Annotated in this window: 16 protein-coding genes; 12 read left to right on the top strand and 4 right to left on the bottom strand. The window is 48.5% G+C overall.

What is annotated here, in order from left to right; genetic code table 11:
• The first annotated feature begins 4 nt into the window (after positions 1 to 4).
• The 7 genes from tssF to SK36_RS12830 all read left to right on the top strand — a co-directional run bounded on the left by tssF (position 5) and on the right by SK36_RS12830 (position 8,540).
• Entirely contained in the window at positions 5 to 1,759 is a 1,755-nt protein-coding gene (gene tssF / locus SK36_RS12860) for a type VI secretion system baseplate subunit TssF (protein ID WP_048221696.1), read from the top strand.
• The gene (tssG, locus tag SK36_RS12855) at positions 1,723 to 2,808 is read left to right on the top strand and encodes a type VI secretion system baseplate subunit TssG (RefSeq protein WP_048221695.1); all 1,086 of its coding nucleotides are present in this window, start codon (positions 1,723 to 1,725) and stop codon (positions 2,806 to 2,808) included. Before tssF ends, tssG begins: the two co-directional genes overlap by 37 nt.
• Positions 2,786 to 3,331, top strand: a complete 546-nt coding sequence (tssJ, locus tag SK36_RS12850) for a type VI secretion system lipoprotein TssJ (RefSeq protein ID WP_045449551.1) — start codon at positions 2,786 to 2,788, stop codon at positions 3,329 to 3,331. The genes tssG and tssJ overlap by 23 nt, the downstream gene beginning before the upstream one ends.
• Positions 3,331 to 3,786 carry a type VI secretion system baseplate subunit TssE gene (gene tssE, locus SK36_RS12845; RefSeq protein ID WP_045441470.1) on the top strand — a complete coding sequence of 152 codons (456 nt, stop codon included), beginning with the start codon at positions 3,331 to 3,333 and terminating at the stop codon, positions 3,784 to 3,786. The genes tssJ and tssE overlap by 1 nt, the downstream gene beginning before the upstream one ends.
• 78 nt (positions 3,787 to 3,864) lie before the next feature.
• On the top strand, positions 3,865 to 5,112 hold the full coding sequence (locus tag SK36_RS12840; RefSeq protein WP_048221694.1) for a VasL domain-containing protein: 1,248 nt from the start codon (positions 3,865 to 3,867) through the stop codon (positions 5,110 to 5,112).
• A gap of 672 nt (positions 5,113 to 5,784) precedes the next feature.
• Complete coding sequence (argH, locus tag SK36_RS12835) at positions 5,785 to 7,161, top strand: argininosuccinate lyase (RefSeq protein WP_045441475.1); 1,377 nt, start codon at positions 5,785 to 5,787, stop codon at positions 7,159 to 7,161.
• A 62-nt stretch (positions 7,162 to 7,223) separates the two neighbouring features.
• The gene (locus SK36_RS12830) at positions 7,224 to 8,540 is read left to right on the top strand and encodes an anaerobic C4-dicarboxylate transporter family protein (RefSeq protein WP_045441476.1); all 1,317 of its coding nucleotides are present in this window, start codon (positions 7,224 to 7,226) and stop codon (positions 8,538 to 8,540) included.
• Positions 8,541 to 8,629: 89 nt separating this feature from the next.
• Here the strand turns inward: SK36_RS12830 and SK36_RS12825 are convergent, their stop codons facing one another.
• Positions 8,630 to 9,946 (bottom strand): anaerobic C4-dicarboxylate transporter family protein, encoded by a 1,317-nt coding sequence (locus SK36_RS12825; RefSeq protein ID WP_081918197.1) that lies wholly within the window; start codon positions 9,944 to 9,946, stop codon positions 8,630 to 8,632.
• A 145-nt stretch (positions 9,947 to 10,091) separates the two neighbouring features.
• Here SK36_RS12825 and SK36_RS12820 point away from each other — a divergent pair, with 145 nt between their 5' ends.
• The 5 genes from SK36_RS12820 to SK36_RS12800 all read left to right on the top strand — a co-directional run bounded on the left by SK36_RS12820 (position 10,092) and on the right by SK36_RS12800 (position 14,202).
• Positions 10,092 to 10,748: a FadR/GntR family transcriptional regulator gene (locus SK36_RS12820; RefSeq protein WP_048221693.1), complete on the top strand. Its 657-nt coding sequence runs from the start codon at positions 10,092 to 10,094 to the stop codon at positions 10,746 to 10,748.
• A 78-nt stretch (positions 10,749 to 10,826) separates the two neighbouring features.
• Positions 10,827 to 11,183: a YcgJ family protein gene (locus SK36_RS12815; RefSeq protein WP_045441478.1), complete on the top strand. Its 357-nt coding sequence runs from the start codon at positions 10,827 to 10,829 to the stop codon at positions 11,181 to 11,183.
• A 186-nt stretch (positions 11,184 to 11,369) separates the two neighbouring features.
• Positions 11,370 to 12,077, top strand: a complete 708-nt coding sequence (gene deoD / locus SK36_RS12810) for a purine-nucleoside phosphorylase (RefSeq protein WP_048221692.1) — start codon at positions 11,370 to 11,372, stop codon at positions 12,075 to 12,077.
• A gap of 38 nt (positions 12,078 to 12,115) precedes the next feature.
• A complete protein-coding gene (gene tsgA / locus SK36_RS12805) occupies positions 12,116 to 13,270 on the top strand; it encodes an MFS transporter TsgA (RefSeq protein WP_045441480.1) in 1,155 nt (384 codons plus the stop codon).
• A gap of 95 nt (positions 13,271 to 13,365) precedes the next feature.
• Positions 13,366 to 14,202 (top strand): nucleoside-specific channel-forming Tsx family protein, encoded by an 837-nt coding sequence (locus SK36_RS12800; RefSeq protein ID WP_045441481.1) that lies wholly within the window; start codon positions 13,366 to 13,368, stop codon positions 14,200 to 14,202.
• A gap of 46 nt (positions 14,203 to 14,248) precedes the next feature.
• Here the strand turns inward: SK36_RS12800 and SK36_RS12795 are convergent, their stop codons facing one another.
• The 3 genes from SK36_RS12795 to cbpA form a co-directional block, all read right to left on the bottom strand.
• The gene (locus SK36_RS12795) at positions 14,249 to 14,935 is read right to left on the bottom strand and encodes a Crp/Fnr family transcriptional regulator (RefSeq protein ID WP_045441482.1); all 687 of its coding nucleotides are present in this window, start codon (positions 14,933 to 14,935) and stop codon (positions 14,249 to 14,251) included.
• 142 nt (positions 14,936 to 15,077) lie between these two features.
• Positions 15,078 to 15,383 (bottom strand): chaperone modulator CbpM, encoded by a 306-nt coding sequence (gene cbpM / locus SK36_RS12790; RefSeq protein WP_045441483.1) that lies wholly within the window; start codon positions 15,381 to 15,383, stop codon positions 15,078 to 15,080.
• Complete coding sequence (cbpA, locus tag SK36_RS12785; protein ID WP_048221691.1) at positions 15,383 to 16,303, bottom strand: curved DNA-binding protein; 921 nt, start codon at positions 16,301 to 16,303, stop codon at positions 15,383 to 15,385. Before cbpA ends, cbpM begins: the two co-directional genes overlap by 1 nt.
• Between the last annotated feature and the right edge of the window lie 63 nt (positions 16,304 to 16,366).

Below are 16,366 nucleotides of genomic sequence, written 5' to 3'. Positions count from 1 at the left end.
AACTATGGAAGATTTAACCCTGCGTTATTACGACGCTGAAATGCGCTACCTGCTGGAAGCCGGCGAAGAATTTGCCCGTGCTCATCCTGAGCAGGCGGCAATGCTCAATCTTGATAAAGCGGGTGCGCGTGACCCGTACGTGGAACGTCTGTTTGAAGGCTTTGCCTTCCTGATGGGGCGTTTACGTGAAAAGCTCGACGATGACCTGCCGGAACTGACCGAAGGGCTGGTCAGTCTGTTGTGGCCGCACTACCTGCGCACCATTCCGTCTATGTCCGTGGTGGAGTTCAGCCCCGACTGGCGTGAAATGAAAGAGCAGATGCGTATCGTCAAAGGATTCGAAGTCCTTTCCCGGCCAATTGGGGAAAAAGGCACACGTTGCCGGTATACCACCACCAAAGAGATCGGCCTTCAGCCGTTGTCGCTGGAACATGCCCGTCTGTCGACCGATCCTGATGGACGCTCTGTTGTCACTTTGCGCTTTAACTGCAGCGAACTCGCGGACTGGAGCCGTATCGATCTCAGCCATATTCCTTTCTATCTCAATGCTGATGCGCCACTGGCCTGCGCCATGCATGAAGCGTTCACCATGAATGTGGCCAGAATATGGCTGCGCATGCCTGGTGATGTGGACAGAAGACCGCTGGCCGGGCATTTCACTGCACTCGGGTTTGGTGATGACGATACCCTCTGGCCGAAGGGCAACAGCAGTTTCAGCGGTTACCAGTTGCTGCTGGAATATTTTACCTTCCGCGAGAAATTCATGTTCACGGGCCTGCGTGGGCTGGAGACCGTGGCCTTTCCGACGGAGCTTTCCTGGTTTGAAATCGACGTGGTACTGGCGGAACGCTGGGAGCATGACTTCAGCTTTAGCGAAAAGCATCTGCGTCTGAACTGCGTGCCGGTAATTAATCTGTTCCCGCTGGAATCTGACCCGCTGACGCTCAATTCACTGCAGACGGAGTACATGCTGCGCCCGATGCGCGTACAGGATGGCCATACCGAGATTTACGCCGTGGATTCGGTGATGTCATCGAGCCAGCATACTTACGTGCCGTTCTCAAGCTTTCGCCACAAAGGTGGAATGATGCGCCATGAAGCGCCGGAATATTACTACCACACCCGTGTGCGCCGCGGCCCGTCCGGACTGCATAACACCTGGCTCATCCTCGGCGGTGAAGCGTTTGATAATCACACGGTGCCGGAAGATGAAAGCCTGTCGCTGACGCTTACCGGAACCAATGGCCAGCTACCTCGCAGAGCATTGCAAAGTACCGTGCTCGACACTGTGATGAAAACCACGTCGGCCAGTATTGCGGTACGCAACCTTTGTGCGCCAACGCTGCCCTGTTATCCACCCGCGCAGGACCGTTTTCACTGGCGCGTACTCAGCCATCTCGGAAGCGGATTTCTCTCGATGATGGATAACGCCGATGTACTGCGCGGCACGCTGGCGCTGTATGAGTGGACCGACAGCGAGATGAACCGCCGCCGTCTGGAAGCCATTATCGACGTGAAGCACAGCGAAACCGAGCGCTTTGAACAGGGCTACCTGGTACGCGGCGTGCAGATTGAAGTGACGCTGGACAGTCATGGTTTTGCCGGACGCGGCGATATCTGTCTGTTCGGCGAGATGCTGAGCCGCTTCTTTGCACTCTACACAGACATCTACCTGTTTAACCGCCTGATTATCATTCTGCAACCGACCGGAGAACGCCTGGAATGGGAAGAGAAACACAATCGCCGTATTCCCGGTTGACACCACGGCTGGAGGCAGACCTTCACCGCATTAACTTTTACCGCTTATGCCAGTTGCTGGAGAAACTCAATCCCGACAGGCCATTGATGGGCTCAACCAGCCATCCAACCGATGATCCGGTGCGCTTTGCGCCGCATCCGGGGATGGGCTTTCCGGTCAGTGAGCTGAAGGCGGTTGAGTATGATGAAGACGATGACAACAAACCGCCGGTCATCCGTACCACGTTTATGGGGATGTATGGTGTTGATTCCCCGTTGCCGACGGCCTATCTCGATGACATTACCCAGCGCCGGGAAGGGCATGAGGCGCTGCAGGGGTTTCTGGATATCTTCAGCCACCGCATCCTGACCCAGTTTTACCGCATCTGGCGTAAATACTCCTACCCGGCAGCCTTCGAACCCGGAGGTACCGACAGTATCTCACAGTCACTGCTGGGTCTGGTGGGGCTGGGGATCCCCGGCACGGCAAACCAAATTGCCACTCCGGTGTCACGCTTTCTGGCATTACTGGGTGTGTTGCGTCAGCCGGGTAAAACCCAGGAGGGGATGCAGTCGCTGATTAGCCTGCTTGCACCGGATACCACCGTGCAGGTCAGCCCCTACTGTCTTCGGCCGGTGGAAGTGAATCAGCCTCTGGGCTTTTACGGTAATGAGGATTTTCTACTGGACGGTAATACGCCCCTGGGTGACGAAGCGATGGATGCCAACAGCCAGTTGCTGATTGCCCTGTCCACGGATAATAAGCAGGAAGCGCAGGGCTGGAAGCCGGATGGTCTGCTGTATCAGGATTTTCTGGTGATGTTGCGGGTTTATCTGGGCTGGCGATTCAAGGCAAAAATTACCCTGACTACCCGTACCCGCCTGCTGGCTGTACCGCCGTTAGGTGAAGGGCCATTCTGGCTTGGGATGAATGGTGTGCTGGGTGTGGAAGACGATGAATGTCTGGACGATATCCCGCAAACCTTTACGACGGAACTGGGTTATTACACCGGGCTGGAGCCTGCGAAACCACAACAAGGAAACCGACGTGTTACGTATAAATTTAACTAAGACCACGTGCTGTCTACTGCCGCTGCTGGCATTCAGTCTGGCAGGCTGTGGGGTGACGCAGGGCGTCACCGATGGCACTAAATCGGCCTTCAATGCCATTTTTTACAAGAAGATTAAGGTACTACACCTGGATTTTACCGCTCGCGAAGCCCTGAACACCGATGCACGTGAGAACAACACGCTCTCCGAGTCGGTCGTGGTGCGAATTTATCAGCTCAAGGATAATAAAACCTTCGACAAGAGCGTGTACCAGCAACTGCTGAAAGACAGTGAAACGGCTCTCGGGGCTGATCTTTTGGCCACCCGCGATGTGGTGGTTAAACCAGGTGGAGATGTACTGCTCGATATGCCGATGGAAGAGGGGGCGAAATACGTCGCCGTGGTGGGATTGTTCCGCCATCCCGATATGGTGAAAAATACATGGAAGCTGATGATAGACCGTGAAGAACTCGATCCGGACAAGGCGCGGGTGATTGAGGCAGGGAATAACCATCTGACGTTGTTACCGATAAAGGATAAATAATGCCTCAGACTCACAAATCCCCTTCGCTGTATGAGATGCTCGCGGGTAATTTCTCCGGTGGTCTCGACCTTCACCAGGTCAGTGAAGAAAATCAGGTCATCCTGTCCGTACTGGACAACATGCAGCGCGTGCTTAACTGCCGCGCAGGGACGCTGGCACATCTGCCAGACTACGGCCTTCCGGACATGACCAAAATCCTGCAAGGGATGCCCGGTACGGCGCATGAGCTGATGGGGACTCTGTCGGCCGTATTACTCAAATATGAACCGCGCCTGAAAACAATAGCGGTTGTGCTGCTGGAACAGGAAATCCCTGGCGAACTGCGTTATGCCATTGACGCTGAACTCAAAGGTATTGGCCTGGTACGCTATGGCACGGAGTTTAAACCCGAAGGGCGGGTACTATTGAGACACCTCAAACAACAGCAGTACCTCGGCACGACTACCCGTGCGTAATCACTTTTGATCTCTTCGCTGTCGTTCTGCGTGACAAAAATCGGGCAATAAGCATACAGGTTAAATGGATATTTGGTCATGAATGACATTCACTCTCGTAAAGTTAAAACTGGCGGCGATCCGCGCCTGCTGGCGGATTATGCTGCTCTGCGTGATGAGCTTGCCAAACTCTCACACCCGGCGCGGCCTGATGTTGACTGGGGACGTGTTGAGCAACTGAGTCTGGCATTGTTTCGCCAGAACGGCGTCGAACTGCAAACGGCGTGCTGGTATACGCTGGCACGCACACGGATGGCGGGGCTGGTGGGGCTTAATGAAGGGTTGGCTGTTCTGGAAGCCTTGTTGATGCATCAATGGGGAACGCTCTGGCCGCAACCGGTCCATGCCAGGATGGAGATCCTCGCTGGATTCACCCAGCGCCTGCACTCAGTGTTGCGGACGCTGGAGCTGAATTATGTTGACCTGCCACAGGTTTACAGGGCGGAAGAGCACCTTGATGCTTTGTGTAAGCATTTGCAGCGTCTGGAGTTAAAAAACGCCAGTCAGATAGGGGAGCTATGCGCCTTTATGCATAATGCGGTGATACGCCTCGAAAATATTGATGCAGGCAGTGGTGACACGGGAGCTGTGACCATACCCGCGTCATCTGTTGGCTCAGTGAGTCCGGTATCTGCTGTTCCGTCTGAACCTCTGATTTACATTGTCCGTGAAGACCTCGCCACACCACGCATTGTGCCTGAATCTTCTGAGCCGGGAACGGGCTGTTCGTGGAAAAGTTTTGTGGGGGGAGTGCTGACCACGCTGGTGCTGGGTTCAGCAGGGCTGTGGGGCTGGCAGCAAATAAATCCGCCAACCAGCAGCCCGTTACCCATAGTGGCAAATGAGGCCGCCCTGACAGAGCTGGCGCAGCTATCACCACTGTGGCTGCAAAACTACGGCTTTGTGCTTGCTGCTACTGCTCAACCAACTGAAGCTGAAAAATTGAAAGTGCAATGGCAGCGTTACATCAGCAGTAACGCTTTGCCTGCATCATCGCTTTCTGGCTGGCATGAGGGCATGGGTGGTCTGCAGGTATTAACTCAGCGCCTGAATGCACTGGATGAGCGCAAAGGGAAATACCTGACCGGCTCAGAACTGAAATCGATGGTCTTTGCCATCACACAGAATTTTAGTCGGGCGGTGCCAGTTGAAGAACAACTGTACCAACTGAGTCTGATGGATGCTGGAGCACAATCGCCAGAAGCCTTGATGCTGCAAACGGATATGCATCTGCATCAGCTAATTAACCGTTACATGCTGATAAAACAACAGACAGTAAAGCCCTAAAAGAAGGGGTATGAGTGTCCAACGACCGCTGCGCGCGGGAGCTGTTTGTCGCCGGGGGTGCGATTTTTTGCTTTAGTATCAGTAATAATCGCCATCGCGTAGCGCACCATCTGCCGCCAGATAAAAGAGGGAGTTGGACCTCTCTTTGTAAGGGATTCTCTTGCCCGAGTTTTTTATCCGTTACCTGCCATCCAGATCACTCATGATCCAGGTATCCCACGTTGATATACACGTCATCCTTCACGCTTCCTCGGCGTTGACTACGTTCGCTTACCCAAGTCACTTACCAGAGTAAGCTCATCGGGATTAATGAGAGACATCCATGTCTCTCACCGAAGGCCAGCCTGCTGATGGGCAAATTCGTTTCTGCTGCCCCCTCCAAAATAAACATACCCCCTCAATTGTCGCCAAATAAAATAATCTCTATTCCATTTTTGCGCCTTTAATAAATGCAACTTTGAATCAAGTTGCATTTAAATGTGATCTACATCTTATTTTTTAGCCATAAATGCGAAAGTAATAAAGCTTAATAAATATATTTAATATCTGTATAAATTGATTTAATGCCTTCATTTGTTGACAATTAAGATGGTGCTTTTGTAATCTGAGGACGAATTAAAACTGATTAAATCCAAATTTAACCATTCTGCAACACTTATACTGGAGGTTTTTATGTCTACGAAGTTATGGGGTGGGCGTTTTGATATGCCGACAAATAAACTAGTCGAATCATATAACGCGACCATTATGCTGGAGCAGCGTCTTTGCCCTTTTGATATTAAAGGGAGTATTGCGCACGCCACAATGTTGGGCCGTCAGGGAATTATTACTGAGAGTGAAGCAAATACCATCATTGGTGGCCTGAGGCAGGTAGATAAAGAGATTGAAGATGGGCAATTTGTTTTCGATACGGCTGATGAAGATATTCATATGGCTATTGAGAGACGAATGACAGAAATTATTGGTCCTGTTGGTGGGAAGTTGCATACCGGGCGCAGTCGTAACGACCAAACTACCGTTGACTCTAAAATGCATATGAGAGCAACAATTCGGGAAATTCAGCAGGATATTGTCAATCTTCAAAAAATTATCATCGCCAAAGCTGAAAATAATATTAATGCGATAATGCCTGGTTATACCCACTTACAAACAGGTCAGCCTATTCTTCTTTCACACTGGATTATGGCGTATTACTGGATGTTACGCCGTGACTGGACGCGATTCGAAGATCTCTATCAACGCATGGGTGAGTGTCCGTTAGGTGCGGCGGCCCTCGCAGGTACCACTTTCCCAATTGATCGTGAGTTTACCGCTCATGAATTGGGTTTTGATAAGCCAACAGAAAACAGTATTGATTCCGTAAGTGACCGCGATCATATGGTCGAGTTTACCGCAGCCGCAGCTGTATGTTTTATGCATCTCACCCGTCTTTCAGAAGAACTGGTTTTATTCTCCAGCCAGGACTTCAAATTTATTGAGCTTTCTGATGATTTTTGTACGGGCTCCAGCATCATGCCACAGAAGAAAAATCCTGATGTTGCTGAGAAAATGCGGGGCAAAGGTGGCCGTATGTACGGAAATCTGATGGCAATGCTGACCATCATGAAAGGGATCCCTCTCGCCTATAATACTGATATGAGTGAGGATAAAGAGCAGGTCTATGATTCTATGGATACTCTGCAAACCAGCCTGAAAATTATGGCCCCTATGCTCGAGAAAATGACTGTTCTTTCTGAGAATACTCGTGGTGCCGCTGCCAGAGGATTCTCTAATGCGACTGATATGGCAGATTATCTTGTCCGCAAAGGGATCCCATTCAGGGAAGCCCATCATATTGTTGGTAGTGCAGTGAATTACTGTATTAAACATAAAAAGATGCTAGAAGAACTCACATTAGAAGAGTTCCATTCTTTTGATGATAAAATTGAGAACGATATTTACGATAGCATCTCCTTAGAATCCTGTATTAAAGCGAGAATGTCTTATGGCGGAACCGGACCTGATGCAGTTAAAAAACAAATTGAAAATGCCAAGTCTTATTTAAAGTAATCCCTGTCATAATAATCAATGCCTCCCGGGTGCAATATTCGGGAGGTGCTTTAAGGTGAAAAATGGACGCTTTATTCTTTATACAATTATTTATTGTGCTCGCCTGTATTGGTATCGGTGGGCGCTATGGCGGAATGGGGCTCGGTGCGGGTGGTGGGCTTGGTGTAACAATATTAGTTTTAGGTTTTGGATTAAAACCATCCGCACCATCAATTACGGCCATGTTAATTATTATTTGTGTTATTGGGGCAGTGAGTATATTGCAGGCCGCAGGTGGGCTTGATTATCTTGTGCGTGTGGCTGAAAAATTACTGCGTAAAAAACCTCAGGCTATTACGTTTGTTGCGCCAATATTAACTTCCATATTTACACTATTCTGCGGTACCACGTACGTTGCATTCTCATTGTATCCTGTTGTTGCTGAAGTTGCGGCGGAGGCGAAGGTTCGCCCAGAACGAGCGTTATCTGCAACTGTTATTGCTGCCAGTGTTGCGGTCGCAGCCAGTCCGATGAGCGCAGCTACCGCAGGGATGCTTGCTATTTTGCATGAATATGCCGGCATTACTCTTGGACAGATACTGACAATCGCTCTCCCTTCATTTTTTATGGCGGCAATTGTTACCAGTTTTTCAGTCTACAAACGCGGTAAAGAGCTGGAAGATGATCCAGAGTTTCAGCGCCGTGTTGCTGCTGGTGAATATGAGTTCATGCATAATGAGCAGAAGAAAGAGTATGTTGCTACGCCAGGTGCCAAAAAAGGCGTCGCGATATTTGCAGTTGGCGTGATGTTGGTGCTCATCCTGGGATCTTTTACCGGACTTCTGCCTTCATGGGATGGGAAAAGGCTATCAACGCCAATGGTTATTCAGATGATCATGCTGACAGCCGCGCTGTTTATTATGATTGTCAGCAAAGTCCCCAGTAATACGTTCAATACGGGGTCTGTCTTCCGCGCAGGTCTAATGGGGGTGGTAGCAATCCTCGGTGTTTCATGGATGACAGCGACCTTTTTTGATGCCTACCAACCAGAACTGATAAAAGTGTTTGGGGGGATTGTTAGTGGTGCTCCGATGCTCTTTGGCGTGGTTGTTTTCTTGTTCTCCCTGGTTATTATGAGCCCTGCTGCAACGGTTGCTGCTATTATGCCGTTAGGTGTTACGCTAAATATTCCCGCGCCGTTTCTAATCGCAATACTTGCCTGTACATGTGGAGACTTCATTATTCCAGGTGCCAACCAAATTGGTTGTGTTGCGTTTGACAGGACAGGTACGACTAAAATAGGGCGGTTTGTTATCAACCATAGCTACATTCGCCCGGGTTTTGTTATGGTCATTTCTCAGGTTATTTTTGCCTACCTGATTGCGCAGGTTGTCCTTTAAAGTTTGCGTAGTAAATCTAATTACAGGCATCCTCTTCTGTGCTTCATCAGAAGAGGATGCCTTGCAGACTTTCTCCAGTCGCTTCGGCGCTACGCCAGTAAATTAGAAATGAGAAAGCAGAAAATGGTTGAGGCGAGAACGGTAACCAGACCTGGTAACATATAGCTGTGATTCACTACATACTTACCAATACGTGTTGTTCCTGTACGGTCGAAAGCAACACAGCCAATCTGCGCTCCCCCCGGAATAATGAATGATCCGCAGGTTACCGGAAGCAAGGCAATTAATGTTTCTGCCGGATATCCCATTAACACACCCGCAGGCAGTAATGCCACTGCCGTCGCTGCCGGACTGTAAATCACAGCGGAAAGACCGAACACAATAATGCCAAACAGCACCGGATTATGAAAACCGTGGAAAGCGGTGTTAAATAATTCGTGCCATGCCTCAAAGAAGGAGTTCATCATCCATGACAGACCAAATATGGCGACCACTCCCACCAGTCCTGCTTTAAATACAGATCCTGAGTCGAGTTTTGAAGGCGAAATTCGGCACACCATCATAATAATACATGCTGTTGTCAGCATAATTATCTGCAACGTTGTCGGGATGCTCATACGCTCCATCCCGGTACCGTTATTCCACACCGGACGTAATTCAGGAATTGACCCCATAACGACAACCAGGATGATACCGGTAAGGAAAATCAGCAACCCTCTCTTTGCCTCTTTTGTCACCATGCTGGCAGTGCGTTCTTCAGCCTTTATTGACTCAAACTCACCTTCCGCAATCCTGCGCTGAAATTCAGGATCATCTTCGAGTTCATGACCTCGTTTAAAGACAAACAAACAGCCAACAAGACAGCCAAGAAATGTGCCGGGGACTGTGACAGACAGGATATCCAAAGCCGATACATGTAATCCGGCAAGAACGGCGATTGTTCCGGTAACGACTGCACTTACCGGGCTGGCAATGAGACCGAAATTAGCGGCAATAACTGACATCGACATTGCTCGCTCTGGCCGAACCCTGGCATCGGCTGCAATTTCTGCAATCACCGGATAAACGGAAAAAGCGACATATCCTGTCCCGCAAATAGCGGTAAAAAGGTAAGCAACAGCAGGGCCCAGAAAGGTTATTGCACCTGGCCATTTCCTTAGGATCCGCTCCGCCATAGTAACAAATAAATCAAGACCGCCAGCTGCCTGAAGAATAGTGATACACGTGATAACAGCCAGAATGATGGAGATGACTGTTATCGGAGGAGAATCGGGGGGGAGTCCAAATCCAAAAGTCAGGATTGCCAGTCCTAACCCACCCGCAGCACCCAAACCAATCCCGCCAAAACGCCCGCCTATACCAATACATGTAAGAACTATCGCAAACTGAGTTACGAATAACATCATAATTAATTCCTTTTTATTAACAAATAGCTTAATATAATTTGAATAATAAGGGGTTATAATCTTATCATAACAATAAAATAATTAACTCAACTTATTGTATTATTTATACTTACGATTGTTTCGGTACCTTAATCTGAGAGTGTATATGGATAAGAAAAACGAACTATTTGAAAATATTAAAAATTATCTGCTTGATGATGCAAACCGAGATGCTGATGGACGTATCGAAACAGAAACTGAACTTGCAATTCGTTTTAATACATCAAGATATAAAGTTCGCCAGGCGCTCGGGACGCTTGTGCAAATGGGAATGCTTGAGCGCGCTCCCCGACGGGGTAGTGTGTTAAAAAATGTGGGTTCTCATAACATAAATAACCAACTGTTGATGCAGTTTGACCTGTCCGGGTTTGATATCTCAGAGTTTACTGAGGCAAGGATCTTAATCGAGTGCGCTATCATTCCTCTGGCAACGCGAAGAATTTTTCCAGCAATGCTGTCAAAACTTGAAAACGAACTCCGGCTTATTGAGGAAAACGCTGACAATCCGCAGGAAGCTGACCGTCATGACAGGGATTTTCATTTACTCCTGCTACAGGCGAGTGGCAATCGTGTCCTGCAGGTTTTTTCTGACGTTCTGATTACCTACTTTGAAAAAACCAGAGAGTCATTACCCGCCAACGACCGCCAGTATTTTATTGATACAGCGACGAAACAAAGAGAGATCCTGGCGCATATTAAAAAGGGTGATGCACAGGCCGCCTCGGAGTTGATGAGAGCGCATTTACTGGAAAAGCGACTGTAAATATTACGCCCGGGTGTCATTCTGTTCGGATGAGAGAAGCAGGCAAAAGCGGCTGGCGAAGAATATAAGGAGAGAAAGATGATAAAAGTGTTGGGCCTGCTGGCAGTGAGTGTTCTGTCATTGCCAGTGAACGCAGCGACAGTTGAGCCATACAGTCCGGCCCCGGGCGTGCTGTGTGATAAATCGATCTGTGCCAATAAGCACGGTATATCGGTGGCGCTGACCACCAGGTATGTCGGCAAGAAGCAGGGCGAAAAGCTGGCAGCGGCCGGGCAATTTGATACAACCGCTTTTACATTCCGGGGCGGTCTGTTTTGTGACACCAATGAGCGTCTGTGCCGGGACGATCGCTATTTTGGTCCGGACGGTAAGCGTAGCGGAAAAGTGAACCCCCATTATACCGCGTTACTGTTTGGTCACGCTGATAAGCCCTGATATGACATGATGTCACCCCGTGACTGTCGCGCGGGGTGGCGGCGTTTTCCCCGTACGGCAACGCAACAACAATAACTCTCAAAAATGAGAGGCCGATCCTCTCAGCAGGACTTTTGTCCTCAATTCTCTGCATACGTCTGGTTACAATCCCTGCATATCTTCAATATAAATGATTCAGGAATTGTTATGACTGCACATATTAATGCCAAACCGGGTGATTTTGCTTCAACTGTTATTATGCCTGGTGATCCGTTACGCGCTAAGTTTATTGCTGAAAATTACCTGGTAGATTATCGGGAAGTTACCAACGTGCGCAATATGCTGGGTTATACCGGATACTATTTCGGACAACCTGTTTCAGTAATGGGTCACGGTATGGGAATACCGTCGATGACGTTATATGCACATGAGTTGGTACATGATTTTGGTGTCCAGAGAATTATTCGGGTGGGTAGTCTGGGGGCAACACAGCACCATATTAAAATGCGCGATATTATTCTTGCCGTCGCAGCCGGAACGGACTCAGTCACGAATCTGAAACGTAGTTCTGGCTATACAATGGCAACATCGGCACACTTCCCATTATTACAACAAGCATGGATTCTGGCGCAAAAAGCGGGCATTGATATCAAAGTCGGAAATGTTTTCAGTGGCGATCTTTATTACGATCCTGATGATAATTTAATTCCTGCACTGGAGAAGTTTGGTGTTCTGGGAGTCGATATGGAAGTGGCTGGATTGTATGCCTTAGCACATCAGTTTGGGATTGAGGCGCTGGCGATTTTAACCGTGTCCGATCACTGCCTGACGGGAGAAGAAACGACTGCGGAGGAACGGCAATTAACCTTTAATAATATGATTGAGCTGGCACTGAATACAGCAGTTACAGCTTAGCGAAGAAATTTTATTGAACCAATCAGGGATGTCTTTATATGAAGAATAAAATAGCACTTACGCTGATTAGTTTTCTGGCAAATTTTATTATGGCAGGGTTTGCCAGTCAGTTTGGTATGCTGATTGAACCGATTGCAATGCGTTACAATGCCGATGTGAATGCTGTCGCATCTATTTTTTCGTTACTGAACGGAGGGGCATTAGCGGGCACGATCGCCGCTTTTTTCCTGATTGAAAAAGTCGGTGTAAAACGTATGACGTTAATTATCTATTCGATAGTTTTCCTGTGCGCACTGACAATGCATTTAAGTAGTGGTTTATGGCCAGTGATGGTCGCTATGACCCTCGTCGGTTTTTGTGGCGGTATTGGCCTATGCGTGGCAGGTACGATCGTGGTTTCTGTCTGGCAGGATCGTATTCAGAGTACGATGCTGGTGGTGCAGGATGCTACGTTTAACGTTGCGGGGGTGGTTTTCCCGTTGATTACGACCTTCGCGCTAACCCACAATATGTCATGGAGTTACAGCTACCTTAGCGTTGGTATGGTGGCCTTACTGACCCTTGGGATTGTGGCACTAACTCGCTTTGCAGCTTGCGAAACAACACATGTTTCTGGCCAGACAGAAGCGGTGAAGTCAGAGTGGAATCCTGGGATTATCAGCGGTGGGATTGGTCTGTTTTTAGGTATGTTGGCGCTTTATACCTTCCTGACATGGGCACCTCTGTTTGTTAAGAATAAATTTGGTATTCCATTTGAAGAAGCCGGAAATATTATTACTCAGTATTGGGGGGCCGCACTGGTCGGCGCGTTAGTGTCAACCGGGATTGTTGCCCGCGTGAAGATACATTATTTCCTGTTAAGTATTATTTTGCTGGCTTGTATTATCACTACGATCATTGTAACGAAGAAAGATATTTCAGGGTTAGATTATCTGGCCTACAGTTATGGCTTTGTGTGCGCCGCACTGTATAACTCCTTTATTGCTTACGGTGTTTCTTTTGTGAAGCGAGCAAGTAGCCAGAACGTTTCTTACATTTTAATTAGCGGTAGTGCAGGAGCAATGTTTAGCCCGGCAATCAGCGCGGTAATGGAAAAAACGATGGGATTGCAAAAAATTATGTACGCAATACCAGTATTGTATTTGGTTATCTTTATCATGTTGCTGGGAACACTGAAGCTCAAACGTCAATAATTATTGCAAAACACTTACCTTCCTCTAATTAAGAACTATCGCCACACAACTATTCTGTGTGTGGCGCCGTTCAGTCTTTCTCAAAGGAATTGAATATGTTGCGGAAAAATATATCAATGATTAAAAATCTGGTGGTTGGCGCTGTTATGAGTATGGGGTGTGCCCATGCTGTTGCTGCTGATTATACTGATGGCAATATTCGGAAGAATGATTTCAACTGGATGCAGATGAATTTAATGCAAAGCGTTGATGCTAAGGTTCCTTATGGCATTCGCAACGACACGTATCTTGAACTGGAATTTGGTGCTCGCTCTGGTATTGTCGATCTTTATGGTTACGTTGATTTCTTTGATGTTTTTGATAGCAAGCATGACGATCGTCACGGTGGTGATAACTTTTTTGCCAAAATATCACCGCGTTTTTCACTTGATGCCATCTTTAACAGAGATTTATCTGTTGGCCCGTTTAACGAATTCTATATCTCAACCGTGAACAACATTGGTGACCGGGAATTATTCGAACATTATATCGGCCTGGGAACAGATGTTAAGGTACCGTGGTTCGGTATGGTGGGGATGAATCTCTACGCTCACTACGTTCGTGAAAACTATGGTGCAGATAACGAAGGTAAGTGGGATGGCTACATGTTTTCAACAAACTGGTCGACGCCGTTTTATCATTTCGCCAATGGCAGCTATTTAAACTATCAGGGGTACTTTGACTACCAGTTTGCTGCCAATAAGATTGCTGATCAGGCGTTGTACAGCAACAACGCGATTGAATGGTATAACGGCATTTACTGGCATTCAGAGCACTACGCAGTGGGTTACGGATTGAAGTATTTCCGTAATATGGCATTGATGGAAAATCACGGCGGAGCAGGGCGTACAACGGGTATCGGCCATTACTTCAGCCTTACCTATAAGTTCTAATTGTTGTTGACGGACACTCCAACATTCCGGACCCGGTGTTGGTGTGTCAGTCGATGATGTCGTTTCCCAGAAATTGCCGTAGCCCATCCAGATCTTTGATTTCCAGGCCTTGCTTTGTTTGCGTTACCAGGCCTGCATCAGTAAGCGCTTTAACCGCCCGTCGGTAGACCCGGTCGGTAGTGCCGAATCGCTCAGCTTCCTGATATTTTTTACTGAAACCATCCATGGGTTGCTTGTTTTGATGCTGTCGATAAAGATCGTAAGCCACGTTATGCACGATCGGATAGAGCATCCGGTGCAGGAAAATTTCCAGCATATCCTGGTAGTCGACAGCCATTGCGCTGGCGAAGAAGATTGCCAGTCTGGGGTGCTGATTTAACGCTTCTTCCAGCCGATCGCAACTACATACCGCAACGGTGAGCGGCTCTTCGGCCACAATATCAAGCTGGCAGCGATAGCCCGTAAAGAACTCCATCTCACCAAAAAGTTGTTCGTCACACTCCATCGCGCCAAGTTGAAAACGGCGACCATTCTCAGCGCTGTAACGCAGAGAGATTCTTCCTGATTGCACCATAATCAGACGGTCGACAACCTGCCCCTGATGATAGAGATACTCATCCTCATGAATGAGCTGTGTCTCTGATAGCAGTTCCTGGAATGTCTTCTCGATAAAGGCATCATCTTGCTGCCAGATGTTATGAAAACGGCCTTTTGTGAGTGGTTTAAGCTGCATGGCTCAACGTCTTATGCTTTAGGATAATTCTTACCTCAGAATGTATGCTATCTGCCGGTTAATGTCATTAACGCTGGGGTGGGACTGACGGGAGAAAAAAGGGGCAGAGCGATGCTGCCCCCGGTGACTGGCAATAAATGCGTCATGGATGAGAGATAAAGCGGGACAGACGCTGTCTCAGCAAGCGGTTTTCCTGTCGTAAATGTGCGTTCTCTTCCAGTAATGTCAACGCAACGGCTATTCCTGGCCAGTCAAGCTCCAGCTCCTGGCGCAGGCGCAAAGCGCGCTGCACAACGGCCAGGGCATGATCGTCAAACTGCCAGTGGGCAGTCTCGTCTTCACGGGGTTCTATTACCCCTAAACCGACAATCTCATTAAGTTCCTCTGCAGAAACGCCGGTGTGCAGACAAAACTCGGTAATAGTAAAGGTGACGGTAACGTTAGCCATTATGCTTTCCCCCACTCTTTGCGCGGATCAAAGGACTTCTGTGCCTCTGCCAGCTGTTGCCACAGTGCGGCGCTGTTGTCGTCAGGTTTTGGTGGCATCACGATTTTGATCACTGCATACAGGTCGCCGGTATGTTTTTTGCTTACCAACCCCTTGCCCTTAATTCGTAAACGCTGCCCGGCCTGGCTACCAGGTGGGATAGTCAGCAGAATGCTCTCTTTGAGGGTGGGTACGGTAACTTTCGCGCCCAAAGCGGCTTCCCACGGGGCGAGGGGAACGACAATTTCCAGATCCTGATTAACAATGTCAAACAGCGGATGAGGCGCAATATGAATGACCAGCCATAAATCGCCGTTCGGTCCACCGTTCTCACCGGGAGTACCCTGGCCTTTCAAACGAATGCGTTGGCCGTTACCCACGCCGGCCGGAATTTTCACGTTCAGCGTTTTCGGAATTTCGCGCTCTACCAGACCAAAAGCATTGTATACCGGCAGGCTGTAACTGATGGTACGGCTATGCTCAGTAAGCGTTTCTTCGAGAAAAACGGCAACTTCGATTTCGATATCGTGACCCCGACTGGCATGACGCTGCCGTGAATGGTGAGCATGCTTGCCAAAAATAGAGGAGAAAATGTCGTCGAAGTCTTCAGCATTGTAATTCTGTCCATCGCCCTGCTGGAACTGACGGTTGAACTGCGGGTCGTTGCGGTGCTGCCACAACTGATCGTACTCGGCTCTACGTTGTTCATCGCTCAGTACTTCCCATGCTTCAGCAACTTCTTTAAAACGGGCTTCGGCATCGGATTCTTTACTGACATCGGGATGGTATTTGCGGGCGAGTCGACGATAGGCGGTCTTGATTGTCTTGAGATCGTCCGTCGGTTTCACGCCCATGATGGCGTAATAATCCTTTAATTCCATAGCGCTCTCTCGTGTAAATCAACACATAGAAGAAGGATACCTCTGGGGAAAGGCATCTACCAA

It is taken from the genome of Citrobacter sp. MGH106, from assembly GCF_001037495.1.
Taxonomy (GTDB): domain Bacteria; phylum Pseudomonadota; class Gammaproteobacteria; order Enterobacterales; family Enterobacteriaceae; genus Citrobacter; species Citrobacter murliniae.
Note: the sequence above shows the minus strand (reverse complement) of the source record. Positions and strands in the feature narration are given on the sequence as shown.

Bases quoted from the DNA above. Each gene is read 5' to 3' on its own strand.
- tssF (WP_048221696.1), top strand. From the start codon at position 5: ATGGAAGATTTAACCCTGCGTTATTACGACGCTGAAATGCGCTACCTG.
- tssG (WP_048221695.1), top strand. From the start codon at position 1,723: ATGGGAAGAGAAACACAATCGCCGTATTCCCGGTTGACACCACGGCTG.
- tssE (WP_045441470.1), top strand. From the start codon at position 3,331: ATGCCTCAGACTCACAAATCCCCTTCGCTGTATGAGATGCTCGCGGGT.
- SK36_RS12840 (WP_048221694.1), top strand. From the start codon at position 3,865: ATGAATGACATTCACTCTCGTAAAGTTAAAACTGGCGGCGATCCGCGC.
- argH (WP_045441475.1), top strand. From the start codon at position 5,785: ATGTCTACGAAGTTATGGGGTGGGCGTTTTGATATGCCGACAAATAAA.
- SK36_RS12830 (WP_045441476.1), top strand. From the start codon at position 7,224: ATGGACGCTTTATTCTTTATACAATTATTTATTGTGCTCGCCTGTATT.
- SK36_RS12825 (WP_081918197.1), bottom strand. From the start codon at position 9,946: ATGATGTTATTCGTAACTCAGTTTGCGATAGTTCTTACATGTATTGGT.
- SK36_RS12820 (WP_048221693.1), top strand. From the start codon at position 10,092: ATGGATAAGAAAAACGAACTATTTGAAAATATTAAAAATTATCTGCTT.
- SK36_RS12815 (WP_045441478.1), top strand. From the start codon at position 10,827: ATGATAAAAGTGTTGGGCCTGCTGGCAGTGAGTGTTCTGTCATTGCCA.
- deoD (WP_048221692.1), top strand. From the start codon at position 11,370: ATGACTGCACATATTAATGCCAAACCGGGTGATTTTGCTTCAACTGTT.
- tsgA (WP_045441480.1), top strand. From the start codon at position 12,116: ATGAAGAATAAAATAGCACTTACGCTGATTAGTTTTCTGGCAAATTTT.
- SK36_RS12800 (WP_045441481.1), top strand. From the start codon at position 13,366: ATGTTGCGGAAAAATATATCAATGATTAAAAATCTGGTGGTTGGCGCT.
- SK36_RS12795 (WP_045441482.1), bottom strand. From the start codon at position 14,935: ATGCAGCTTAAACCACTCACAAAAGGCCGTTTTCATAACATCTGGCAG.
- cbpM (WP_045441483.1), bottom strand. From the start codon at position 15,383: ATGGCTAACGTTACCGTCACCTTTACTATTACCGAGTTTTGTCTGCAC.
- cbpA (WP_048221691.1), bottom strand. From the start codon at position 16,303: ATGGAATTAAAGGATTATTACGCCATCATGGGCGTGAAACCGACGGAC.